This window comes from Stenotrophomonas sp. VV52 (assembly GCF_002893095.1).
In the GTDB taxonomy this organism is placed as follows: Bacteria; Pseudomonadota; Gammaproteobacteria; order Xanthomonadales; family Xanthomonadaceae; genus Stenotrophomonas; species Stenotrophomonas aracearum.
In genome coordinates, this window is sequence record NZ_PKQQ01000001.1 from 472,200 (window position 1) to 495,135 (window position 22,936).

Consider the following 22,936-nt stretch of genomic DNA (forward strand, 5'->3'; position numbering starts at 1 on the left):
CCGTTGTGGTAGACTCGATCAGTTAATCGAGATTCCGGCGCCGCCGCCCCGCAAGGGCCGGCGCGACGGACTGGACCGCTACCAGACAACGGAACCCGAATGGCAGAAAACGCCAAGGAAATCATCCAGGTCAACCTGGAAGACGAGATGCGCAAGAGCTATCTCGATTACGCCATGAGCGTGATCGTGGGCCGCGCCCTCCCGGATGCACGCGACGGCCTCAAGCCGGTGCATCGCCGCGTGCTGTACGCGATGAACGAACTGAACGCGCACAGCAACAAGCCGTACTACAAGTCGGCGCGTATCGTCGGTGACGTCATCGGTAAGTACCACCCGCATGGCGACCAGTCGGTGTACGACACCCTGGTGCGCATGGCGCAGCCGTTCTCGCTGCGCTACATGCTGGTCGACGGCCAGGGTAACTTCGGTTCGGTCGACGGCGACTCCGCCGCGGCGATGCGTTACACCGAAGCCCGCATGTCGCGGCTCACCCACGAGCTGATGGCCGACATCGACAAGGAAACTGTCGATTTCCAGCCCAACTACGACGAAAAGGAACTGGAGCCGACGGTCATGCCGACCCGGTTCCCAAACCTGCTGGTCAACGGTTCGGCCGGCATCGCGGTGGGCATGGCCACCAACATCCCGCCGCACAACCTGACCGAGTCGATCAACGCCTGCATCGCGCTGATCGAAAACCCGGAGATCGACGTTGACGGCCTGATGGAGTACATCCCGGGCCCGGACTTCCCGACCTCCGGCATCATCAACGGTACCGCCGGCATCGTCGCCGGTTACCGCACCGGTCGTGGCCGGGTGCGCATCCGCGCCAAGGCCGATATCGAAGTGGCCGACAACGGCCGCGAATCGATCATCGTCACCGAGATCCCGTACCAGGTGAACAAGGCCCGGTTGATCGAGAAGATCGCCGAGCTGGTCAAGGAAAAGAAGCTCGAAGGCATCAGCGAGCTACGCGATGAGTCCGACAAGGACGGCATGCGCATCTACATCGAAATCAAGCGCGGCGAGTCGGCGGAAGTTGTGTTGAACAACCTCTACCAGCAGACCCAGATGGAGTCGGTGTTCGGCATCAACATGGTGGCGCTGGTCGACGGCCGCCCGCAGTTGATGAACCTCAAGCAGATGCTCGAGGCCTTCGTGCGCCACCGCCGCGAAGTGGTCACCCGCCGTACCGTGTTCGAGCTGCGCAAGGCACGCGCCCGTGCCCACGTGCTGGAAGGCCTGACCGTTGCGCTGGCCAACATCGACGAGATGATCGAACTGATCAAGACCTCGCCCAATCCCAATGAAGCCCGCGAACGCATGCTCGCGCGCCTCTGGGAACCGGGCCTGGTCGGTTCGATGCTGGGTGCGGCCGGCGCGGAAACCTCGCGTCCGGAAGACCTGCCCAAGGGCGTGGGCCTGATCGAAGGCGGCTACCAGCTGACCGAGATCCAGGCCACCCAGATCCTGGAAATGCGCCTGCACCGCCTGACCGGGCTGGAGCAGGACCGCCTGACCGAAGAGTACAAGCAGCTGCTGGAAACCATCGCCGGGCTGATCCACATCCTGGAAGATCCGGACCGCCTGCTGCAGGTCATCCGCGAAGAGCTGGTCAACGTGCGCACCGAGTTCGGCGACGAACGCCGCACCGAGATCCGCCACAGCGAAGAAGACCTGGACATCCTCGACCTGATCGCGCCGGAAGACGTGGTGGTGACCGTGTCGCATGCCGGCTACGTCAAGCGCCAGCCGGTCAGCGCCTACCGCGCGCAGCGCCGTGGCGGCCGTGGCCGCAGTGCGGCAGCGACCAAGGAAGAAGATTTCATCGAACAGCTGTGGCTGGTCAACACGCACGACACGCTGCTGACCTTCACCAGTTCGGGCAAGGTGTTCTGGCTGCCGGTGCACCAGCTGCCCGAAGCCGGTTCGAATGCGCGTGGGCGTCCGATCATCAACTGGATCCCGCTCGAGAACGGTGAGCGCGTGCAGGCGGTGCTGCCGGTCCGTGAGTATGCCGAAGGCCAGTACGTGTTCTTCGCCACGCGCAACGGCACGGTCAAGAAGACCCCGCTGAGCGAGTTCGCGTTCCGCCTGGCGCGCGGCAAGATCGCCATCAACCTCGACGAGGGCGATGCGCTGGTCGGTGTCGGCCTGACCGACGGCGACCGCGACATCCTGCTGTTTGCCTCCAACGGCAAGACCGTGCGCTTCGGCGAAGACCGGGTCCGTTCGATGGGCCGTACCGCCACCGGCGTGCGCGGCATCAAAATGGCCAAGGGCGAGGAAGTGGTCAGCCTGATCGTGGCCGAGCGTGCCGGCGGCAGCGATGACGAGAACGAAGACGACGTGCAGGTCGAAGAAACCGCGGTCGAGAACGGCGATGCCGTGATCGAAGGCGGCGACGACGACAGCATGCTGTACATCCTGACCGCGACCGAGAACGGCTACGGCAAGCGCACCCCGCTGCCGGATTACCCGCGCAAGGGTCGTGGCACCCAGGGCGTGATCGGCATCCAGACCACCGAGCGCAACGGCAAGCTGGTCAGCGCGGTGCTGATGGGCTCGCGCGACGAGGTCCTGCTGATCTCCGACGGCGGCACCCTGGTGCGCACGCGTGGTTCGGAAATCTCGCGCGTGGGCCGCAACACCCAGGGCGTGACCCTGATCCGCCTGTCCAAGGACGAAAAGCTGCAGGCGGTGGAGCGGATGGACGCCTCCATCGACGACGTCGAGGACGAAGCCGAAGCAGCCGCAACTCCGGTCGAAGCGGCAGCAGCACCGGCCACCGGCGACGAAAATCCGCAGGGTTGATCGAACCGCCACGCAACACCGAACAACGCCGGCCAAACGCCGGCGTTGTTCGTTTCCGCTGCCGCGGAATTCGCCCCACCCGGTAGCGCCGGCCGTTGGCCGGCCCTCGCGCAGCTTCCGAAGCCGCAAAAATACGCACGACATTCACACCCCAACAGGCATAAGCTTCAAAAAACCGGCCCGCAGGGGAGGCCGGCAGCATCCAGGGTTCCGCCGTACCGGGGAGAACACCGATGTCCGCTGCACCGTCGTCCGAACCGTCCGTGGTGGCGCCCGCGCGCCACCCGCTCATCACCGTGCTCGCGATCCTCCTGATCATCCTCGGCCTGGTCCTCGGCGGCCTGGGCGCCTGGCTCGTTCAACTCGGCGGCTCCTGGTACTACGCATTGGCCGGCGCCGGCATGGTGGTCGCCGGCGTCCTGCTCTGGGGCAACCGCCGCAGCGGTGCCTGGGCTTACCTGCTGGTATTCGTCGGCACCGCGCTGTGGACCGGGTGGGAATCGGGCAGCGACTACTGGCGCTGGGTACCGCGGCTCGGCCTGGTCACCGCGCTGGGTCTCCTGCTCGCGCTGCTGCTGCCGACCCTCCGCACGCCGGTACCGCGCCGGGTGTCGCGCACGCTTGCCGGCGTGCTCGGGGTCGTGTTCGTCGTGGCGTTCGCGCTGGCCTTCGTGCCGCACGGCGCCGTGGCCGGCACCCAGGCGTTCCCGGTCGACGTCACCGGTACAGGCCTGGCGCCCACCAAAGAAGCGAGCCCGCAACCGGCAGACGAACCCGCCCCCGGCGACTGGACCGCCTGGGGTCGCAGCAACGCGGCCACCCGCTATTCGCCGCTGCAGCAGATCACCCCGGCCAACGTCGGCACGCTCGAGCTGGCCTGGCAGTTTCGCACCAGCGACCTGCCGAAGAAGCGCTGGGGCGCCGAAACCACGCCGCTGAAGGTTGGCGACACCCTGTACCTGTGCACCGCGCGCAACCAGCTGATCGCACTGGACGCGGCCACCGGCAAGGAGCGTTGGCGTTTCAACCCGAAGGTGAAGGACGCCAGCATTCCGTACACCGCCGCCTGCCGCGGCGTGTCGTACTACGAAGTGCCTGGCGTGCCGCAGGTCGACCCAGTGCTGGCCGACGTCGCCGCCGACCTGGCCCTGCCCGAAGCCTCCCCCAGCCTCGGCTCGCGCCCACTGGCGCCGGGCAACCGCGCGCTGTGCGCGGCACGCATCATCGAAGGCACGCTCGACGGCCGCCTGATCGCGGTCGACGCCGCCACCGGCCGGCCGTGCCCGGGCTTCGGCAACAACGGCCAGGTCGACATCACCCTGGGCATGGGCGACGTGCCGCCCGGTTATGTGTCGATCACTTCGCCACCGGCGATCGTGCGCGGGGTCGTTGTCACCGGCCACCAGGTGCTCGACGGCCAGCGCCGCGACGCACCGTCCGGCGTGATCCAGGCGTACGACGCGGAAACAGGCAAGCTGCGCTGGGCCTGGGACATGGACGCACCCGAGCGCAGCGGACTGCCGCCGCAGGGGCAAACCTATACACGTGGCACCCCGAACATGTGGACCACCGCAACCGGCGACGAGCAGCTGGGCCTGGTGTACCTGCCGATGGGCAATTCCGCCGGCGATTACTGGAGCGGGTCGCGCACCGAAAACCAGAACCGTTATGCCACCTCGCTGGTGGCGCTGGACGTCACCACCGGCAAACCGGTGTGGAATTTCCAGGCCGTGCGCAAGGACGTTTGGGATTACGACCTTGGCTCGCAGGCCACCCTGGTCGACTTCCCGACCGCCGCCGGCAAGGTGCCCGCGCTGCTGTTGCCGACCAAACAGGGCGACCTGTACGTGCTCGATCGTCGCACCGGCGAACTGCTGACCCCGGCCGAAGAGCGCGCGGTGCCTGGCGGTGGCGTGGAGCCGGACCAGCGCGCGCCAACCCAGCTGTTTTCGCTGTATCACACGCTGCGCAAGCCGGACCTGACCGAGCGCGACATGTGGGGCATCACCCCGATCGACCAGCTGGTCTGCCGCATCCAGTTCCGCAAGGCCAGCTACCAGGGCTTCTATACGCCGCCCACCGCCGACCGGCATTCCATCGAGTATCCCGGCTACAACGGCGGTTCGGACTGGGGCAGCGTCGCCGTGGACCCGCGCCATGGCGTGATCGTGGCCAACTACAACGACATGCCCAACTACAACCGCCTGGTGCCGCGCGCCGAAGCTGACCGCAAGGGCTGGGTGCCGCGCGAAATGGTGCGCGCCGACCGCGGCGGTGCCGAAGGGGCAGGGGACCCGCAGACCGGCACGCCGTACGCCATCGACGTCAACGCCGGCTGGCGCCTGCCGTTCACCAAACTGCTGTGCAAGCAACCGCCGTACGGCGGCATCCGCGCCATCGACCTGCGCAGCGGCAAGCTGCTGTGGGACCGCCCGTTCGGCAGTGCGCGCGGCAATGGCCCGTTCGGCATCCGTTCCGGCCTGCCGATTGAAATCGGTACGCCCAACAACGGCGGCTCCGCAATCACCGCCAGCGGCCTGATCTTCATCGCCGCTGCCACCGATGACCTGCTGCGCGCGATTGATATCAAGACCGGCAAGGAACTCTGGCACGCCAAGCTGCCGGCCGGCGGCCAGGCCAACCCGATGGTCTACGAATACGACGGCCGCCAGTACGTGGTGATCATGGCCGGCGGCCATCACTTCATGGAGACGCCTGCAGGAGATTACGTGATGGCCTATGCGTTGCCGAAGGGGCGCGAGTAGATCACACCACCCGCACCATCTTCCGCATCAGATGCTCCACCACGCCCTGCGGGTCCGCCGTGCGCCCCACATGCGTGCTCGACATCTGCACGATGGAACTGCGCTTTGCAGTCAGGAAATGGAAGCGCGACCGTGCGGGCAGCTGCGCGATCGGACCGGCCGTCGCATCGCCGCGACAGATCGCCACAATCGCATCCAGCCACGGCTGCAGCGCTTCCACATCCAGCGACGGCGCGAACGCCCGCATCCGCGCCGGATCGATTTCAATCGCCGCCTGCAGGTGCTTCGCCCCCGGGCAGGACACGATCACCCCGACGTTGATGAACTCTTCGCGCTCCACCCGCGGTACCACGCGGATGACCGCATAGTCATACGTATGCAGCGTGGGCACGGACGGCCTCCTGTACGAACGCGGCGCGCGCCTGCAGGCGGCACTTCAGGTAATCGATATATCCCTGGCGATACGACGCAGGGCTGTCGAACGCCGGCTCGTCCACCAGCCAGCTGTCCGGTACCAGGTTCACGATGCGCTCGATTTCTGCATCCGGCAGCAGGGCGGCCAGTTCGGCGTCCACCTCGGCGATCTTCGACGCGAACGGCAGCAGGACCTGGTCGCGGATCAGCACGAACGGCTTTTCGCAGGCGTCACCCGCGTTGGCCCAGTCGTGGTGGAAGTACATCGCCGCACCGTGGTCGATCAGGTACAGCTTGCGATGCCACACCATCAGGTTCGGGTTGCGCGCGGTGCGGTCCACGTTGCTGATGAACGCATCGAGCCACACGATGCGCGAGGCCAGGTCGGCGTCCACCGGCATCGCGGCCGGGTCGTAATTGATCGCGCCGGGCAGGTAATCGCTGCCCAGGTTCAGCCCTTCGCTGGCACGGATCAGGTCCTGGATCTCCGGATCGGGCTCGGTACGGGCGAACTCGCGGTCCAGCTCAACGAACATGATTTCCGGGATCGGCAGGCCCAGCGTTCGCGCCATTTCACCGGCGATCAGCTCGGCGATGAGCGCCTTCGGCCCTTGGCCGGCGCCACGGAACTTGAGCACGACCATGCCCTCGTCGTCGGTCTCGACCACGGCGGGCAGGGAGCCACCCTCGCGGAGCGGGGTGATGTAACGGAGCGCGTGGACGGTACGCAAGGGGCATCCAGGTAAAGGGGCAGCGGCGCCATCTTACCGGGTCTGGTCTGGACGCACGCTGGCGTGGCAGGCACAGTGCGGTCTACCGGCAGCAGGAGGCTTCAAGGAGAAACGCCATGCAGGATGACCCGCGTCCGTCGCGTGCCAAGGTGGGGCTGCCCCGCCTTCTGGCACTCATGGCGGCGATTTTCCTGCCGCTGGCCGCGTCGGCCCAGCCGGCCACGCCAGACGCCGACCCACAGCGCCATTCCGAACGCCCGCGCACCTGCCTGGTCCTCGGCGGTGGCGGCGCGCGCGGCGCGGCGCATATCGGCGTGCTCAAGGTGCTGGAGCGCGAACGCGTGCCGGTGGATTGCATCGTCGGCACCTCGATGGGCGCGGTGGTCGGAGGCCTGTACGCCTCCGGGTACTCGGCCAATGAGATCGAGACCGTGCTGGATGGCATCGACTGGGCCGAAGTACTGCGCGACAAGCCGCCGCGCAACGAACGCAGCATGCGTCGCAAGGAAGACGACCTGCGCCTGCTCGGCGGGGTCGAGGTGGGCGTCAGCAACGGCAAGATTGCCTTCCCGCGTGGGCTGATCCAGGGCCAGAAGCTCGAAATGCTGCTGCGTCGCCTGCTGCTGCCGACGTGGCAGGTGCGCGATTTCGACCAGCTGCCAATCCCGTTCCGCGCGGTAGCCACCGACATCGTCACCGGCGACAAGGTGGTGTTTTCCGAAGGCGACATGGCGCTGGCGATCCGCGCCAGCATGTCGGTGCCCGGCGTGTTCGCGCCGGTGCGCTACCAGGGCCGCCTGCTGGTCGACGGCGGAGTGGTCGACAACCTGCCCATCGACGAAGCGCGCAAGCTCGGGGCCCAGCGCCTGATCGTGGTGCGTGTCGGCACGCCGCTGATGGATGAAGAACGGCTGGATTCGCCGCTGGCGATCAGCCACCAGATGGCCGGCGTGCTGATGAAGCGCGTGGTCGACGCGCAGCTGGCCACGCTGGGTCCGCAGGACCTGCTGATCACCCCGCCGCTGGGCACGATGGGCAGCCAGGACTTCAACCATTCCCCACAGGCGGTGGGCGTCGGCGAGCAGGCGGCGCAGGCCGAAGTGACCGCTATTGAACGCTACCAGGTCAGCCCACGGCAGTACGCGGCCTTCCAGCAACAGCATCGGCCGCCCGCGTTCGAAGCACCCATCGTCGCATTCGTCGACGTGCTGCGCGGCGAAACCCGCACCCCGCGCGTGATCGAACAACGCCTGCAGCCGCAACTGGGCCAGCCGCTGCAGCCGGAGACGATCGAGCGCCAGGTCGCATTGACCTATGGCGAAGGCCGTTACGAACAGGTGCAATGGCGACTGGACGACCGCGAAGGCGAGCTCGGGCTGGTCATCGCCCCGCAGGACAAACGCTGGGGACCGGATTTCCTGCACTTCGCGCTGCGCCTGTCCGACGATTTCAACGGCACCAGCAACTACCAGTTGATCAGCGAGTACACGAAAACCGGCCTGAGCGAGCAGGGCGCCGAATTGAAGCTGCGCGCGGGCCTGGGCGAAGTCGAAGAACTGTTCGCCGAGTACTACCACCCGTTCGGGGGCAGTGGCCGCCACGCACTGTCCACGTATGCGCGTTACCGTGCCACCGACCTGGACCTGGTACTGGAGCAGGGCGGCTCGCTGGCGCAATATCGCTACAGCCAGTGGTACGGTGGCCTGCGCTGGGCGTACTCACCGCATCCGGACTGGGAATTCGCCACCTTCCTCGAGCGTGGCCAGGAGCGCGCGCGACTGGATATCGGCAATCCGACCCAGCTGGGCAACTACCGCGCCGACATGGGCAGCGTGGGCTGGCAGCTGCGGCACGATTCCATCGACAGTTCCGCCTTCCCCAGCCGCGGCCAGCGCCTGTCGCTGACCCGCCAGCACTACCTCGGCGCGCTGGGCACCGACAACCCGGCAGCCGTCACCCGCCTGCAGTGGGACGGTGCCTGGTCGCACGGCCGGAATCGTTGGCTGGGCGGCGTGCGCGCGTCGTCCGCGCACGGCGGCGATGACCTGCTCGCCACCTACGGCTTCCTGGGCGGACTCGGCAACCTGTCCGGATACCCCGAAGAATCGATCTTCGCCCCGCAGACCGCGCTGGCCCGGATGGTGTACTACCGCCGCGTGGCCCACGCCGATTCCCTGCTGACCATTCCGCTGTACGTGGGCGGCAGCCTGGAGTGGGGCGGCTACTGGGCCGCGCGCGACCAGGTGGACACCGACGGCATGCAAAGCGCCGGCAGCATCTTCGTCGGCGCCGACACCTTCCTCGGCCCGGTGTTCCTGGGCTACGGCCGCGCCGAAGGCGGGCACGACGCGTTCTACCTCACGTTCGGGTCGTTGTTGCGGACGCTGGACGGGTTCTAGGGCTTGGTCAAACTAAGATCAATCGATTGATCTTAGTTGCGAAAGCGAAGTGGCCCAAGGGTTTCCGGCGGATTTTTGGTTCCCGTGGAGGCCGGATTGCCTCAATTGCACATGTCTTTTGTCCTATTCCGGGTCGAATTTGGATCGATACAATCGAAGCAGCCACGCGGGCCGTGGCGCAACCTGGGAGTCCGTAGTGCACCGTACGATGCTGGCTGCTGCTTCGCTTGTCCTGACCGCCGCGCCCTGCGCCCTGCAGGCCGCCGACCTCGCCGCCGAGGTCAATCCCTTCATCGGCACCACCAACGCCGGCAACGTGTATCCGGGTCCGTCGGTGCCGTTCGGCATGGTGGCCTTCAGCCCTGAAATGACCCCGCTGCCCGGCAAGCGCTTCGCGTTCGCGGCGCCCGGCGGCTACGAGTGGCGCGGCAATGGCGTGCGCGGCTTCAGCCTGACCCATGTGTCCGGCACCGGCTGCACCGGCGCCAGTGGCGACATCCCGATCATGCCGGTCACCAGCAAGGTGGAGCTGTCGCCGTCCTCGGCCGACGCCGCCCTGCGCTATGCCAGCGTGCTCGACCACAAGCGCGAAAGCGCCAGCCCCGGCGCCTATACGCTCACCCTCGACAACGGCGTGGTGGTGAACCTGGGCGCCACCGCGCGCACCGCCGTCGGCCAGTTCCAGTTCCCCGCCGACAAGCCCGCCAACCTGCTGTTCCGCACCTCCGACAGCGAAGTGGGCAGCACCGATTCCAGCATCGTGATCGACCCGGCCACCCGCACCGTGCGCGGCTCGGTGACCGCCGGCAACTTCTGCGGTTACCTCGCCGAAGACCGTCGCGAGAGCTATTACACCCTGCATTTCGTCGCCGAATTCGATCAGCCGTTCGAAGTGGGTGGCACCTGGCGCGACGACACCGTGCAGCCCGGCGCGCGCGAAGGCGGCGGTGGTACCAGCTACGGCACGCAGGGCCACCCGCCGGTCGGCAAGGGCGCTGGCGGCTGGATCCAGTTCGACCCCAAGCGCAGCCCGACCGTGACCGCACGCATCGGCATCTCGTATGTCGACGAAGCCGGCGCGCGCGCCAACCTGCGTCGCGAAAGCCCGGCCGGCACCACCGTGGCCGCGACCCAGGCCGCCACCCGCGCCGAATGGAACAAGACGCTGGGGCAGGTCCGCGTGGAAGGCGGCACGCCCGACGAGCGCACCGTGTTCTACACCGCGCTGTACCACGCGCTGCTCGCGCCGAACCTGTTCAGTGACGGCGACGGCCGTTACCGCGGCATGGACGGCAAGGTCCACGCGTTGTCCAAGGGCCAGCGCGCCCAGTACGCCAACTATTCCGGCTGGGACGTGTACCGCTCGCAGCTGCAGCTGGTGACCCTGCTGCAACCGCAGGTGGGTTCGGACATCGCGCAGTCGCTGCTCAACCAGGCCGACCAGAACGGCGGCGTGTGGGACCGCTGGACCCACCTGACCGGCGCTACTGGCGTCATGAACGGCGATCCCTCGCCGCCATCGGTGGCCGCGATCCATGCCTTTGGTGGACGCAGCTTCGACCTGAAGCGCGCCTACGCTTCGCTGAAGCAGGCGGCCACCGTGCCGACCGAACGCGACCTCAGTCGCCGCGGCTGCCCGGTGCTGTGCGTGGGCCAGCGCCCGGGCCTGGACCAGTGGATGGCGCTGAAGTACATGCCAGTGGGTGCGCCGGGCTGGGGCACCGCGTCGGACACGCTTGAAATGGCCGCTGCCGATTTCGGCCTGGCCGAGCTGGCCAGCGCCGCCGGCGACAAGCAGGGCGCCGCGCTGTTCCGCGAACGCTCCGGCTGGTGGCGCAACCTGTACAACCCGAAGGCGACCGCGCAGGCCGGATACATCCAGCCGCGCAACGCCGACGGCAGCTGGCCGGCATTCGATCCCGCCTCGGACGAGGAGTTCGTGGAAGGCAGCGGCGCGCAGTACCTGTGGATGGTGCCGTTCGACCCGGCCGGGCTGATCGCCACGCTGGGCGGCCGCGACGCGGCGATCCAGCGCCTGGATGCGTTCTTCCGCAAGGAAAATGGCGATTGGGCGGTGACCAAGTCCGGCCCGTTGCATGCCGAGCTGGACAACGAACCGTCGGTTGCCGCGCCGTGGCTGTACAACTTCGTCGGGCAGCCGTGGAAGACCCAGGAAACCGTGCGCCAGGCGATGCGCCAGATCTGGACCAACGCACCGGAAGGCATGCCGGGCAATGACGACCTCGGCCAGATGTCGTCGTGGTACGTGTGGTCCGCGCTCGGCCTGTACCCGCTGTATCCGGGTCGCGCCGACCTGGTGATCGGCAGCCCGCTGTTCCGCAAGGCGGTGATCCAGCGTCCGGGCGCCACCTTGACCGTGACCGCAAGCGGCGCAGCCATGGATGCGCCGTACGTGCAGGCGCTGCGCGTGAACGGCAAGCCGAGCGACGCCAGCTGGCTGCCGGCCAGCTTCGTGCAGAAAGGCGGTACGCTGGACTTCGAGCTGGGCACCACGCGCAACACGCAGTGGGGCACGGCCACGCTGCCGCCTTCTTACGGACCGGAATGATCAGCGCCGTACATCCACTGCTGCTGCGTAGTGCCGCCGTGCTGCCATGGCTCGGCCTGTTCGCGAGCGCGGCCATGGCCGTGATCGTGACCGCGTTCGGCCTGCTGGCGATGCCGTACTACACCGAGCTGTTCGGCGCTGCCGGGCAGCCGTTGCCGTGGATCACCCGTGTTTTCAGCCAGGCCTGGGGAGCGGCCTGGCTGGCACCGGTGCTGGTCGGCGCCGCGCTGTTCCTGCGCACCACGCCGGTTGTGCGCATCGCCGCCGGCGTGTTCGGCCTCGGCGCGGCCGTGCTCGGTGCGGTCAGCGCGCTGTTTGCGATGTACCTGCCTTACTTCAAGCTGGCATCGCTGGTCTGAACTCCGCCGTGGACGCGTGGGCCACGAAGTGCGTGGCCAGCGCGTCCACGAACCGCTGCGGTGACTCCACGTTCATCAGGTGCCCACCGGGCAGCATGCACAGCGTGGCGTGCGGCAGGCCCGCGACCAGCGCATGCACGCCTTCCTGCGGGGCCAGCCGGTCTTCATCGCCGCCAATCACCAGGGTCGGCATGCGCAGCCGCGACAGCGCAGGGCGACCGTCGAAGGCCAGCATCGCCTGCAGCAGGCGCAGCCAGTCGTCGCGGTCCTGCTCGTCGTCGGCGCTTTCCGGGTAATCCAGGTACGGGGCGGCCGCCGGGCTGGACAGGAAACGGTCCGAGAACAACCACGGCAGCACCAGCTCGAAGATCTGCTTCGGCGTGGCGCCATTGGCGTAGACCGCGCCGATCGCCTTCAGGAACAGCTCGGCCTGGGTGCCGGTGTGCGCGAAGGTGGCGGCCAGCACCAGGCTGCGCACCCGCTGCGGCGCGGCCAGTGCCAGCGCCTGCGCCACCGTTCCGCCCATCGAGAAGCCCACCACGTGGGCGGCATCGATGCCGGCGACGTCCATGATCGCCAGGACATCCTGTGCGAGGTCTTCAATCGAGAAGGGCAGGTTGCCACCGGGCGTTTTTCCGGAGCCGCGCAGGTCCACCGCGAGCACCCGGAAGCGGTCGGCGAGCGCGTGTTGCTCGGCCACCCAGAACGTGGCGTCGCCGCCCAGTCCATGGATCAGCACCACCGGCGGTGCATCGGCGGGGGAAGCGGTTTCGGTCCAATGGGCAGGACCGCGTGACGTCGTCATCAGGGGCATGGGAAACACCAGCAGGGCAGGCAGGGGCGGGAGGATAGCGGTTGGCGCAGGCGGACGCTCATGCGGCGCGCAGGTCGGGCAGCTCGATGCCGTTGGCAGCGGCCGCCATCTGCGCGTCCGGTACCGGGCCCTGGCGGGTCATGTCTACCAGCGCCTGGTTGAGGTCGACGAAGCCGCGCATGCGCGCTTCGTAGCGGGCGAACGCGGCTTCCGGCGTGGTCGGTGTGTTGGCCAGTTCGCGGGCCAGCACGAACGCGCCGACCAGCGCCAGGCTGGTGCCCTGGCCGGAGAACGGCGACGCGCAATGCGCCGCGTCACCGACCAGCGCGACCCGCCCGTTCGACCAGCGCGGCAGTTTCACCTGCACCAGTTCGCCGAAGTAGAAGGCGTCGGTGCTGTCCACCGCGTCCACCAGCGGTTGCCAGTGCCCACCCAGCCCGCGCAGTTGTGCGCGGGTGAGCGCCTTCTGGGCGGCCACGTCGTGGCGCAGCGCGCTGTCCACCTCGGCACCGAACCCGGCGCCCACCCGCAGCTCGCGGCCGCTGGCATCGGGATAGACCACCACGCCCAGTTCGGCGTCGCGGTACATGCCTTCGCGGCCGTCCAGCGCCAGCAGGTTGGGCGCGCTGTAGAACGCCAGCGCGCCGCCGAGTGGCCGCAGGCAGTCGTCGCCCGGCTGTACGGCATGACGGCGCACCGGCGAGTAAACGCCGTCCGCGCCGATCACCACGTCGTAGGTGCGCGAGAGCTGGCGCGCGAAACTCACGGTCACGCCATTCGCGCCGGGCGTCAGCGCGGTGATGTGCTCGTCGAAGCAGATGTCTGCGCTGGCACCGACGGCGTCGGCCAGCACCCGGCACAGGATGTCGCGGAAGAGTTCGATATCGGCGCTGTCGAGCTTGCCACCGCTGAAGGTGCGGCTGTCATCCACGCTGACCGGTTCGCCCTGGCGGTCCAGCATGCTCAGGCCGCGCAGGCGGGTACGCTGCGCCTGCAACGTGTCGTGCAGGCCCATGGCCTTGACCACCTCCAGCGCCACGCCGCGGATATCCACCGCTTGGCCGCCATCGCGCAGCAGTGGTGCCTTTTCCACCACGGTGACAGGGAAGCCGTAGTGGCGCAGCCACCAGGCGGTGGCAAGGCCGGCGACACCGGCGCCGGAAACGAGAACGGTAGGAAGCGGGGGCATGGCAAACGATCCAGGAAGGGAGTGCGCCTATCCTGGGGCGATGCGCGCGCTGCTTCTTGACCTGGGTCAAGCCGGGGCGATCAATGCGGCGCCGGCAGCCCGAGCAGTTCAGAAACGCCCAGCCAGCCGATCTGCACGCCGATGCATAGGATCACGAAGGCCAGCAGGCGCAGCATCACCTGCATGCCGGTGCGGCCGAGCAGGGCCTGCAGCCGGCCGGCGTAGCGCATGCACAGGTAGATAAGCGCGCACAGCGCCACCAGCGCGCTGGCGGCCGCCACCACATGCACCACTTCCGGGCCCTGTTCGGGCGAGGTGGTGCCCACGGCGGTTGCCACCGCAATCGCGCCGGGACCTACCGTGAGCGGCAGGGTGAACGGATAGAAGGTCTGCGATTCGACCGTGGCGTCCAGATCCAGGTCCTGGCGTGCCTCGGCCTGGGCTGCGCCGGTCAGCGAGACCCGCTCCGGTTGCGCGGGCGCATTGAGCAGCCGCCATCCCGTGGCTGCAATCACCAGGCCGCCGGCCAGGCGCAGCACCGGGATCGAGATCCCGAAGAAGGACAGCACCCAGGCCCCGATGCTGATCGACACCGCCAACATCACCAGGCTGTTGAACGCGACCGCGCGCGCCACCTGGGCACGTTGATTCTGCGTGGCATCGGGCAGCAGGCCCAGCACCATCAGCGCCGCGCCGGGTGGGTTGATCACCGGCAGCAGGCTGGTGAAGATCACCAGGAACGCATGGCTGAATTCATTCCACATGATGCTTTCCATAGGGAAGGCCGGGTTCGCCTGCCCACCTTGCCAGAAAAAAGCCGCACGCGAAGCGTGCGGCTTTGGATTCAAGACGCGAACAGGTTCTCAGTAGCCCCACCAGGGCTGGCAGTGCAGGTGGCCATACGGGCCGCGCCAGCAACGACCACCCGGATACGGATGCGGACCGCCGCCCCAGCCCCACGGGCGCGGGCCATACATCGCCGGGCCGTACCACCAGTCGATGAACACACTGGCATGCTGGCCGGCGTCGGGCAGGGTGCCGCCCAGCACGCGGATGTCATAGGTCAGGTTGTTGCCGCTCAGGCGCGGATTGGTCAGCTCGACCACGGCCAAGTCGGTCTTGCCGTTGACCACGGTGGAGACCGTGGCGTTGGGCGGGTCCTTCTGGAAATCGTCCTTGCCGCTGCCCCAGTAGCTCACGAACTTCGCGGTGGACACGTCACCGGTCATGCGCTCGGGGCGGTCGGTGAACATCAGGGTCTGCTCGCCCACACCCTTCAGGGTCAGGGTCTTGCCGTCGGACTGGAAACCATTGCCGGTCTGCACGAACAGCCAGTTGGCGGCTGGCATCGGCTCCACGTTGCCGGCAGGCGCCGCCGCCTTCGCGCTTGCGGGGGCGGCCTGGGCGCTCAGTGCGCACCAGGGCAGAAGGAGCAGCATCGCCACTCCGAGGGAAAAACGCTTCATTGCTGTCTCCGAAAAAGGGGTTGGGGGCGAGGGCAGCAGGGACGGGGGAGAGGGTGCGTCCGCCGCTGCCATCGCTGGGGGAGGACGTTACGAGCCCACGCGGGGCCGCCACTTGACCCAGGTCAAGCGCGGCGAGCACGGCGGTGAAGGTTCAGCCAGGGTGCTGCGCACGCAGCTGGCGCACCACCCGCCGCCAGGCAACGGCGGCGATCAGGAGCAGGATCGCCCCGAACACCAGCAGCGCGGTGCGCCCACTGTCGTTGAACGCGATCAGTGCCAGCGTCAGCACGCCGGTCACGGTGAGGGAGATCGCAACGGTGCGCGCCGGTGCGTGATCGTTCGCGTCGACGGTCGTCATCAGCGTCGGCGCGTAGGCGTCGATGCGCGCGCGCACGCGCTGCCATTGCGGTGCAGGACCTTTCGCGACGACGTGCGATATCGAGAGGATCAACACCGGCAACACCGCGCCAACCAGCACGTCGGTGAGTCGTGGGTTGGCGTGTATCCAGCGCGCGGGCGCGCTGTCGGCGAACCACCCCAGGTCCATGCCCAGCCGCACCAGTACGCCGATGGTGAAGCTGATCCCGGCGGTAGCGAACACCGTGCGCGTTCCGATCCGGCCACTGAGCAGGCCCCAGATCGTCGGCGCCATCAACGGCCCGAGCAGCATGCCGGTCAGGGTCAGTACGATGGTCTCTGCACCGCCCATGCGCGGCACGCACCAGGCCACCGCGATCAACGCCGCGCCGATCAGCAGGGCGAACAGGCGCCCGGCAGCCACCAGGCGGCGCTCGCTCGCATCCGGGCGCAGGCGCCGGTAGAACTGTTCGGTGAGCACGCCGGCGAACACATTGATCTGTCCGCTGATCGCACTCGCCGTGGCCGAGAACATCGCCGCCATCATCAGGCCCAGCATGCCCGCCGGCAGCACCAGCTGGCTGGCCAGGATGTAGGCCTGTTCGGGATCCGCAGCCGGTTGCAGAAGGCGGTACAGGATGGGCGGGGTCAGCCACAGGGTGGGGCTGATCAGGTACAGCGCGCCGAACAACCACGCGCTCCAGCGCGCGTCGCGCTCGGTCGGCACGCAGATGTAGCGCTGTGCGAACGCCCACTCCGCGCCGACCAGGAAGAAATGCACCGCCACCCAGCCGGCCATGAACCACAGCGTGTACTGGCTGGAGAACGGCTGGAAGAAGGTCTCCGGTACCGGTGCCAGCGGCGCGCCGCTGTGCAGCTGCCACCACAGCAGCGGAATCACGAACAGCACCGCCAGTTGCAGCACGATGAACTGCAGCACGTCGGTCATCAGCACCGCCCACAGCCCGCCGGTGACCGTGTAGGCCACCACTACCGCGCCGAACACGCCGATCGCCACCGCCAGTGAAAGATGCCCGGTGGCGTCGTCGCGCAGCAGGTGGCCCGGTTCCAGCGGCACCAGCGCCACCAGCATCACCGACAACGCATACAGCGCCACCCCGGTGGATACGATGCGCATGCCCATCATCGCCCAGGTGTACAGCTGCACCGCCTGCGGTCCGAACCGCAGCTGCACGAATTCGGCTGGGGTGGTCACGCCCGTTCGCCGCCAGCGCCCGGCGACGAGGCTTCCCACCAGCAGCCCGGCAATGCCGATGCAGGTGTTGATCGCAATGGCGACCACGCCTTCGCGATAGGCCAACCCGCCCCAGACCACGAAGGTGCCGGCCGACTTGAGGGTCATGAACCCGCTCAGCCCGGACACCCACCACGGCGAACGGCCGTCGGCAGCGAACATGTCGCGCGAGCGCCGGTTGCGCCCGGCGTAGCGCAGGCCGATCAGCAGCGTGCCGATCAGGTAGGCAGCCAGCACCACGAAATCGATCGGTGCCATCGTCAGAAGTTCATGCGCAGGCTGAGGCCGGCACGCCGGCGGAAATCTCCCGGCAGTTGCTGCGCATATGCGTTGGCGCCACCGGCGGTGCTCACCGGCATGATGTTGGCGGCATAGCGGGTGTCGGCCAGGTTGTGCACGTACACACCCAGTTCGACCTTGCCATCAGCAAAAATCAGGCCCGCCGACAGGTCGGCGATGCCGTACGCGCGCTGGGTCATCCGTGGGTTCTGGCTGATGTCGAACACCACCGCGTCCTCCCAGCGGTAGTCGGCCTGGACATACACATCCATCGTCGCGGTCAGCGGCGCGTCGTAGCGCGCGCCCAGCACACTGCGCCAGCGCGGCGCGTTCATGAACGGCTTGCCGTCCAGGTTCTGGACGAACGCACCGCCGTTGCCGGTCGGCAGGCAGCCCTGCGCGGCGGTCTGGCCGGTGTAGCAGGGGCCATTCGGCACGCCGTCGAAGCGCGCATCCAGCCAGGTCACCCCGCCACTGAGGCTGAAGTACGCATGCGGGCGCGCGATGAATTCCAGCTCCACCCCGTCGATGGCCACGCCGCCGGCGCTTGTCAGCAGGAACAGTCCTTGCGCGGCGCTGTAGGTCTGCGCCTGGTAGTCGTTGATGCGGGTGCGAAAGCCGGTGAGGTTCAGCATCAGTGCGTTGTCGAACAAGGTGCTTTTCAGTCCGGCCTCGAACAATTCGGAGGTCTCGGCAGGCGCGGGCAGCTGCGCGAACTGGGCCGCGGTCAGCCCCAGCGTGGCGGCCAGGCCTTCGCCTTTGTAGCCGGTGCCCCAGCCCAGGTACCCGGTGACGACCGGGGTGAACGCATAGCTGGCGCTGAGCCGGCCGATGCTGGCGCTGTCGCGGTAGCGGCCGCTGACCGGCCCGAACGCCGGCAGCGTGGCGGGTTGGTCGGCACCGTTGAAGCGCGCGTCCTGCGGCCGCACGAAGCGCAGCTGCTGTCGCTCGGTGAGCAGGCGCAGGCCGGCGGTCAGGGTCAGGCGTTCGCGCGGTCGCCAGTTGGCTTGGCCGAACAGCGCGGCATTGCGGCTGTCCACGTCCGAATGCCCGGCCAGCACTGCCTGGTCGCCGGGCACGCGCGGCACCACGCGGCCATCGGCCGCGATGTCGGTGGTCGCGCCGATGTTGAGCCCGCGCCGGTCCAGCGAATTGTGGACCGCACCGTCGAAGTAGTACGCGCCCAGCAGATAGTCGAACGCGGTGTCGGTGGGCGAGGCCAGCCGCAGTTCCTGGGTGAAGGTGCGGCTGGATTCGATGTTGAAGTTGCGCGTGACCAGCTGCGCCGGGGTGTCGTCCAGGTCCACGTCGCTGTCGTTGTCGAAGCGGCGCCAGCCGGTGATGCTGGTCAAGGTGTACCGGCCCAGCGCGATCCGCGCGGTCAGTGCCGCGCCGGCATTCTTCTGGCGCACGAACGGCACCACGTCATTGTTGACCTGCTCGTTGTCGCGCCCGACGGCAGTGCCGGTCGGCAATGCGCGCGGATCTGTCGTGGCCTGGGTCAGCGGCAGCGCGCAGCAATCGGCGTCCAACCGGCTCACGTCCGCGCTCAGGGTCACGTCCGAGCGCCGGTCGGCCGACCGCCACTGCAGCTTGCCACGCACGCCATACGCGCGCTGGTCGTTGAACGTGCGCCCATCGCGCAGGTTCTCGACATCGCCATCGCGGCTGCGTTCGAACGCCGCCAGCCGGTACGCCAGCTGGTCGCCGAGCGGTCCGGACACGGCCGCCTCCAGGCGTTGCTCGTTGTCCTGGGCGAGCAGGGCAGACAGGGCGCCGCTGCGGCGTTCGAAATCCGGCGCGCGGGTGATCACCTGGATCACACCCGCCGACGCGTTCTTGCCGAACAAGGTGCCCTGCGGACCTCGCAGCACCTCCACCCGTTCGACATCCAGCAGGTCGCTGAAGGCCGCACCGGGGCGCTGCAGCACAACGCCGTCCACCACGGTGGCAATGCTCGGCTCCACTCCGGTGGAGAACACGTCGGTGCCCACGCCGCGGATGCGGATGGCGTTGTTGCGCAGCTCGTTGCCCGCCGAGAACGTCACGCTCGGCACCAGCGCCTGCAGGCGGCTGATATCGATCGCCTGGCGACGCTGCAGGGTCTGCCCGTCCACCACCGACACCGCCAGCGCGATGCGCTGCACGTTCTCCTCGCGGTGCTGGGCGGTCACCGTGATCCGGTCCAGGGCCGTCACCGAGGGCGTGGCGCGGGTGGTGGGGTCTTCCCGCGCGAATACCGCCGCTGCCGGCTGCGCCAGCACCGTGAAGAGGGCCATCTCCAGCGACCGCCATGGCATGCGCCACTCCATGAACGATGGTTCGGATTCATTCTGTAACGTGACCTGCGTCGCTGCACAGGCGTGTTCAGCTGAAAAGTGACCAGTAAAACTACTGCCTGTTCAGCCTCATCTACGGTGCCGCAACGGTTTGCAGCGGTGCGCGCCAACTTGCGGAACGCCGTTCTAAAAATTAGGATCGGCAACGTCGGCCCCAGCCCCGGACAGCGATCATGGCGCGAACCAGGCACTCCGCATCCCGCGACGACCTCGCCGAGGTCGTGGACGATGGCGACCCGCGTTTTGCCATCCCCGGTGCGCAGGCCCTGTCCAAGGGGCTGAGTCTGCTCACCCTGATCGCAGACGCCCCGCACCCGCTGCCCTTCAGCGAACTGGGCCGGTACTCCGGGCTGCCCAAGAGCACGCTGCACCGGATATTGCAGACCCTGATCGAATACCGGCTGGTGCGCGTGGACGAGGCCAGCCAGACCTACCGCCTGGGCACGCGCCTGTTCGAAATGGCGCACCGGGTGTGGAGCGATTTCGACCTGCGCAGCGCGGCCGAGCCCGAGCTGCTGCGGCTGCGCGAACTCGCCCAGGAAACCACCCGGCTGGGCATCCTGGAAGGGCGCGACATCCTGATCATCGACCAGCGCGACCACGTGCAGGCGATGCGCCTGGCCAACGGCGTGGGCAGCCGCATGCCGGCGGTGGTCACCTCCATCGGCAAGGCGATGATGTCGCATCGTCCGCCCGAAGAACTGCAGCGGTACCTCAGCAGTGGGCCGCTGACCGCGCTCACCCCGCATTCGATCCTCGACCTGGCCGAGCTGCAGCGCGAGATGGACCTGATCAAGGCCCGCGGTTACGCCGTGTCGGTCGAGGAATCCGCACTCGGTGTCAGCGGCGTGGCGGCGCCGATCCTGGACCACCGCGGCGAAGCCATCGGCGCGGTCAGCATCAGCGGCCCGTCGTTCCGGCTGCCGCTCGAACGCCTGCATGCATTGGGCCGCGACGTCATCGAAGCGGCGCGACGCATTGCCGGCAACGTGGGGGAAACCTTCATGTCGATCAGCACCTCGGTCACGCCGAGCCATGCCGTGGACCACGACGTGCGCTGCGTGATTCCGCACAGCGCGTTCCTGGCCGAAAGCCCGCACTGGCTGGGTGACGGACGCTCGCTGCTGTGGGTGGACATCCTGGCGCCGTCGGTCAACATCTCCAACCTGGTCACCGGCGATACGCGGACCACGCCGCTGGGCGAACTGGTCGGCGTGGTGGTGCCGCGCACCTCGGGCGGTTTCATCGCCGCCACCCAGAGTGGATTCCGCGCGCTCGACCTGCCCAGCGGCGACATGCATCCCATCGCCGCACCGCTGCACATGAGCGGGCGGCGATTCAACGACGGCAAATGCGATGCGTTGGGCCGCCTGTGGGCCGGCACCCTGGCCATCGATGCCACGCCCGAACGCGGCGCGCTGTACCGGCTCGACACCGACGGCGTACTCGACGAAATCGAAAGCGGCTTCCACATCTCCAACGGACTCGGCTGGAGCCCGGACAACACCCGTTTCTACCTGGCCGACTCCGGTCGCCGCACCGTCTACGTGTACGACTACGCGCTGGACACCGGCCGGGTGTCGAACAAGCGCGTGTTCGCCACCTTCACCGACTCCGAGGGCATGCCTGACGGCCTGGCGGTCGACGCGCAGGGCCATGTGTGGTGCGCCATGTGGGACGGCTGGGCGATCAAGCGGCTGGCGCCGGACGGCACCGTCGTGCGTAGCATCGACCTGCCGGTTCCACGCCCCACCAACCTGGCCTTCGGCGGGCCGCAGCTGAAGACGCTGTACATCACCACCGCGCGGATCCGCCTGTCGGCCACCCAGCTGGCCGCCGCGCCGCTGTCGGGCAGCCTGCTGGCGCTGGACGTGGATGTCGCCGGCGCGCCGGTGCGCGGTTACGGCGGCTGACATGGCCCGGTACCCCTCGCTTGCGGGCAAGGTGGTGGTGGTCAGCGGGGGCGCGTCGGGCATCGGCGCGGCCATCGTGGAAGCCTTCGCGCTGCAGGGCAGCCAGGTGTGCTTTGTGGACATCGACGCCGGCGCGGCCCAGCGCACCGTGGCAGCGCTGGAGGCGCGCGGCATCGCGGCACCAGCGCATGCGGTCTGCGACCTGCGTGACATCGAGGCCTCGCTGTCGGCGGTGCAGGGCCTGCTGGCCGGGCGCACCCCGCATGCGCTGATCAACAACGCCGGCAACGACCAGGCCCAACCGCTGGGCGAGGTCAGCCCGGCCGACTGGGACGACCGCGTCGCGGTCAACCTGCGCCACCAGTTCTTCCTCGCCCAGGCGCTGTCCGTGCCGATGCGCGCGGCCGGGCAGGGCGCCATCGTCAATCTTGGCTCGGTGGCATGGCGCATCGGCGTGCCCGGCGTGCCGGTGTACTGCACGCTGAAGTCGGCCGTGGAAGGGCTGACCCGCAGCCTTGCCCGTGAACTGGGAAGCGACGGCATCCGCGTGAATGCGATCGCGCCCGGCTGGGTGCTGACCGAGCGGCAGCTGGCCAAGGCCGCCGCCGACCCGGGCAAGTCCGCGCGCTACCTCGAGCGGCAGTGCCTGAAGACCCACCTGCGGCCGGCCGACATCGCCGAGATGGCGCTGTGGCTGTGCGCCGACGAAAGCGCGATGTGCACCGGGCAGACCTTCACCGTGGACGGTGGCGTGGCCTGACCGGCCGTTGACCGGCCGCTGACCGGCCAAAGTTGCGTTGACTTGATCTGGGTCATGTGGCCGGCATCCGGCCGCCGCTACCGTGCGCGTGCCCCCCGTCCCGTCAGCGAGAACGGCATGCCTCCCGTCCCACGCAAACCTGCGCCCCCGATGCACACACCCAGCCTCGACGAGGACATGTGCGTGCACATCTTCACCACCTCGGCCGCGATGATCGGGGTGTGCATGACCGTGGTCGGCGTGCTGCACGTGATCATCGTGCTTCGCAAGGTCGACACCTTCGGCGACGACCTGCTGTGCATCAACTCCCTGATCTACCTGGCCTCGTGCCTGAGCGCCTACTGGGCGCTGCGCACCCGCCGCCGCAAGCGCAACCGCACCCTTGAATGGGCCGCCGACTGGCTGTTCCTGCTCGGGCTGGTGGTGAGCACCATCGCCACCGCCTTCATCACCTGGGCGGTTGCCGGCACCTGACGCCGCAGCCACCCCTTTCCGTTTCTCCTACAGGTATCG

16 protein-coding genes are annotated in these 22,936 nt (G+C 68.2%); 8 read left to right on the top strand and 8 right to left on the bottom strand.

The genetic code is table 11. From position 1 onward, the window contains the following. Window positions 1–99 precede the first annotated feature (99 nt). Both gyrA and C2U58_RS04590 read left to right on the top strand, forming a co-directional pair. Window positions 100–2,814, top strand: a complete 2,715-nt coding sequence (gyrA, locus tag C2U58_RS04585; protein WP_102944737.1) for a DNA gyrase subunit A — start codon at window positions 100–102, stop codon at window positions 2,812–2,814. Between the two features lie 233 nt (window positions 2,815–3,047). Then, window positions 3,048–5,579: a membrane-bound PQQ-dependent dehydrogenase, glucose/quinate/shikimate family gene (locus C2U58_RS04590; RefSeq protein ID WP_102944738.1), complete on the top strand. Its 2,532-nt coding sequence runs from the start codon at window positions 3,048–3,050 to the stop codon at window positions 5,577–5,579. Between the two features lies 1 nt (window position 5,580). Here the strand turns inward: C2U58_RS04590 and C2U58_RS04595 are convergent, their stop codons facing one another. Next, complete coding sequence (locus C2U58_RS04595) at window positions 5,581–5,970, bottom strand: DUF3037 domain-containing protein (RefSeq protein ID WP_102944739.1); 390 nt, start codon at window positions 5,968–5,970, stop codon at window positions 5,581–5,583. Then, on the bottom strand, window positions 5,948–6,724 hold the full coding sequence (locus tag C2U58_RS04600) for a HipA family kinase (RefSeq protein ID WP_102944740.1): 777 nt from the start codon (window positions 6,722–6,724) through the stop codon (window positions 5,948–5,950). The genes C2U58_RS04595 and C2U58_RS04600 overlap by 23 nt, the downstream gene beginning before the upstream one ends. A 116-nt stretch (window positions 6,725–6,840) precedes the next feature. Between C2U58_RS04600 and C2U58_RS04605 the strand changes: the two genes are divergently transcribed. The 3 genes from C2U58_RS04605 to C2U58_RS04615 all read left to right on the top strand — a co-directional run bounded on the left by C2U58_RS04605 (window position 6,841) and on the right by C2U58_RS04615 (window position 12,051). Continuing rightward, window positions 6,841–9,123, top strand: coding sequence for a patatin-like phospholipase family protein (locus C2U58_RS04605; protein ID WP_102944741.1), 2,283 nt, complete (start codon window positions 6,841–6,843; stop codon window positions 9,121–9,123). A 196-nt stretch (window positions 9,124–9,319) separates the two neighbouring features. Then, window positions 9,320–11,692, top strand: a complete 2,373-nt coding sequence (locus C2U58_RS04610; RefSeq protein WP_216362382.1) for a GH92 family glycosyl hydrolase — start codon at window positions 9,320–9,322, stop codon at window positions 11,690–11,692. After that, window positions 11,689–12,051, top strand: a complete 363-nt coding sequence (locus C2U58_RS04615) for a hypothetical protein (RefSeq protein ID WP_102944743.1) — start codon at window positions 11,689–11,691, stop codon at window positions 12,049–12,051. The genes C2U58_RS04610 and C2U58_RS04615 overlap by 4 nt, the downstream gene beginning before the upstream one ends. On the opposite strand, the gene C2U58_RS04620 is transcribed toward C2U58_RS04615, so the two are convergent. The 6 genes from C2U58_RS04620 to C2U58_RS04645 all read right to left on the bottom strand — a co-directional run bounded on the left by C2U58_RS04620 (window position 12,029) and on the right by C2U58_RS04645 (window position 19,711). After that, a complete protein-coding gene (locus C2U58_RS04620; protein ID WP_102944744.1) occupies window positions 12,029–12,865 on the bottom strand; it encodes an alpha/beta fold hydrolase in 837 nt (278 codons plus the stop codon). The genes C2U58_RS04615 and C2U58_RS04620 overlap by 23 nt on opposite strands. 58 nt (window positions 12,866–12,923) lie before the next feature. Continuing rightward, window positions 12,924–14,054 carry an FAD-dependent monooxygenase gene (locus C2U58_RS04625; protein WP_102944745.1) on the bottom strand — a complete coding sequence of 377 codons (1,131 nt, stop codon included), beginning with the start codon at window positions 14,052–14,054 and terminating at the stop codon, window positions 12,924–12,926. Between the two features lie 80 nt (window positions 14,055–14,134). Beyond that, the gene (locus tag C2U58_RS04630) at window positions 14,135–14,818 is read right to left on the bottom strand and encodes a MarC family protein (RefSeq protein ID WP_102945014.1); all 684 of its coding nucleotides are present in this window, start codon (window positions 14,816–14,818) and stop codon (window positions 14,135–14,137) included. 99 nt (window positions 14,819–14,917) lie between these two features. Then, the gene (locus tag C2U58_RS04635; RefSeq protein WP_146033404.1) at window positions 14,918–15,520 is read right to left on the bottom strand and encodes a hypothetical protein; all 603 of its coding nucleotides are present in this window, start codon (window positions 15,518–15,520) and stop codon (window positions 14,918–14,920) included. A 151-nt stretch (window positions 15,521–15,671) separates the two neighbouring features. Beyond that, window positions 15,672–17,390 (bottom strand): Na+:solute symporter, encoded by a 1,719-nt coding sequence (locus C2U58_RS04640; RefSeq protein WP_102944747.1) that lies wholly within the window; start codon window positions 17,388–17,390, stop codon window positions 15,672–15,674. 2 nt (window positions 17,391–17,392) lie between these two features. Further along, window positions 17,393–19,711 (bottom strand): TonB-dependent receptor, encoded by a 2,319-nt coding sequence (locus tag C2U58_RS04645; RefSeq protein WP_172448069.1) that lies wholly within the window; start codon window positions 19,709–19,711, stop codon window positions 17,393–17,395. 212 nt (window positions 19,712–19,923) lie between these two features. Here C2U58_RS04645 and C2U58_RS04650 point away from each other — a divergent pair, with 212 nt between their 5' ends. The 3 genes from C2U58_RS04650 to C2U58_RS04660 all read left to right on the top strand — a co-directional run bounded on the left by C2U58_RS04650 (window position 19,924) and on the right by C2U58_RS04660 (window position 22,897). After that, on the top strand, window positions 19,924–21,663 hold the full coding sequence (locus C2U58_RS04650; protein WP_102944749.1) for an SMP-30/gluconolactonase/LRE family protein: 1,740 nt from the start codon (window positions 19,924–19,926) through the stop codon (window positions 21,661–21,663). A 1-nt stretch (window position 21,664) separates the two neighbouring features. Next, on the top strand, window positions 21,665–22,423 hold the full coding sequence (locus tag C2U58_RS04655) for an SDR family NAD(P)-dependent oxidoreductase (protein ID WP_216362383.1): 759 nt from the start codon (window positions 21,665–21,667) through the stop codon (window positions 22,421–22,423). Window positions 22,424–22,573: 150 nt separating this feature from the next. After that, complete coding sequence (locus tag C2U58_RS04660; RefSeq protein WP_172448070.1) at window positions 22,574–22,897, top strand: hypothetical protein; 324 nt, start codon at window positions 22,574–22,576, stop codon at window positions 22,895–22,897. Window positions 22,898–22,936: the final 39 nt, after the last annotated feature.

Excerpts from the sequence above, each read along its gene's own strand:
- C2U58_RS04625 (WP_102944745.1), bottom strand. The coding sequence starts at position 14,054 with ATGCCCCCGCTTCCTACCGTTCTCGTTTCCGGCGCCGGTGTCGCCGGC.
- C2U58_RS04655 (WP_216362383.1), top strand. The coding sequence starts at position 21,665 with ATGGCCCGGTACCCCTCGCTTGCGGGCAAGGTGGTGGTGGTCAGCGGG.
- C2U58_RS04605 (WP_102944741.1), top strand. The coding sequence starts at position 6,841 with ATGCAGGATGACCCGCGTCCGTCGCGTGCCAAGGTGGGGCTGCCCCGC.
- C2U58_RS04590 (WP_102944738.1), top strand. The coding sequence starts at position 3,048 with ATGTCCGCTGCACCGTCGTCCGAACCGTCCGTGGTGGCGCCCGCGCGC.
- C2U58_RS04640 (WP_102944747.1), bottom strand. The coding sequence starts at position 17,390 with ATGGCACCGATCGATTTCGTGGTGCTGGCTGCCTACCTGATCGGCACG.
- C2U58_RS04645 (WP_172448069.1), bottom strand. The coding sequence starts at position 19,711 with ATGCCATGGCGGTCGCTGGAGATGGCCCTCTTCACGGTGCTGGCGCAG.
- C2U58_RS04615 (WP_102944743.1), top strand. The coding sequence starts at position 11,689 with ATGATCAGCGCCGTACATCCACTGCTGCTGCGTAGTGCCGCCGTGCTG.
- C2U58_RS04620 (WP_102944744.1), bottom strand. The coding sequence starts at position 12,865 with ATGCCCCTGATGACGACGTCACGCGGTCCTGCCCATTGGACCGAAACC.
- C2U58_RS04660 (WP_172448070.1), top strand. The coding sequence starts at position 22,574 with ATGCACACACCCAGCCTCGACGAGGACATGTGCGTGCACATCTTCACC.
- C2U58_RS04635 (WP_146033404.1), bottom strand. The coding sequence starts at position 15,520 with ATGAAGCGTTTTTCCCTCGGAGTGGCGATGCTGCTCCTTCTGCCCTGG.
- gyrA (WP_102944737.1), top strand. The coding sequence starts at position 100 with ATGGCAGAAAACGCCAAGGAAATCATCCAGGTCAACCTGGAAGACGAG.
- C2U58_RS04630 (WP_102945014.1), bottom strand. The coding sequence starts at position 14,818 with ATGTGGAATGAATTCAGCCATGCGTTCCTGGTGATCTTCACCAGCCTG.
- C2U58_RS04650 (WP_102944749.1), top strand. The coding sequence starts at position 19,924 with ATGGCGCGAACCAGGCACTCCGCATCCCGCGACGACCTCGCCGAGGTC.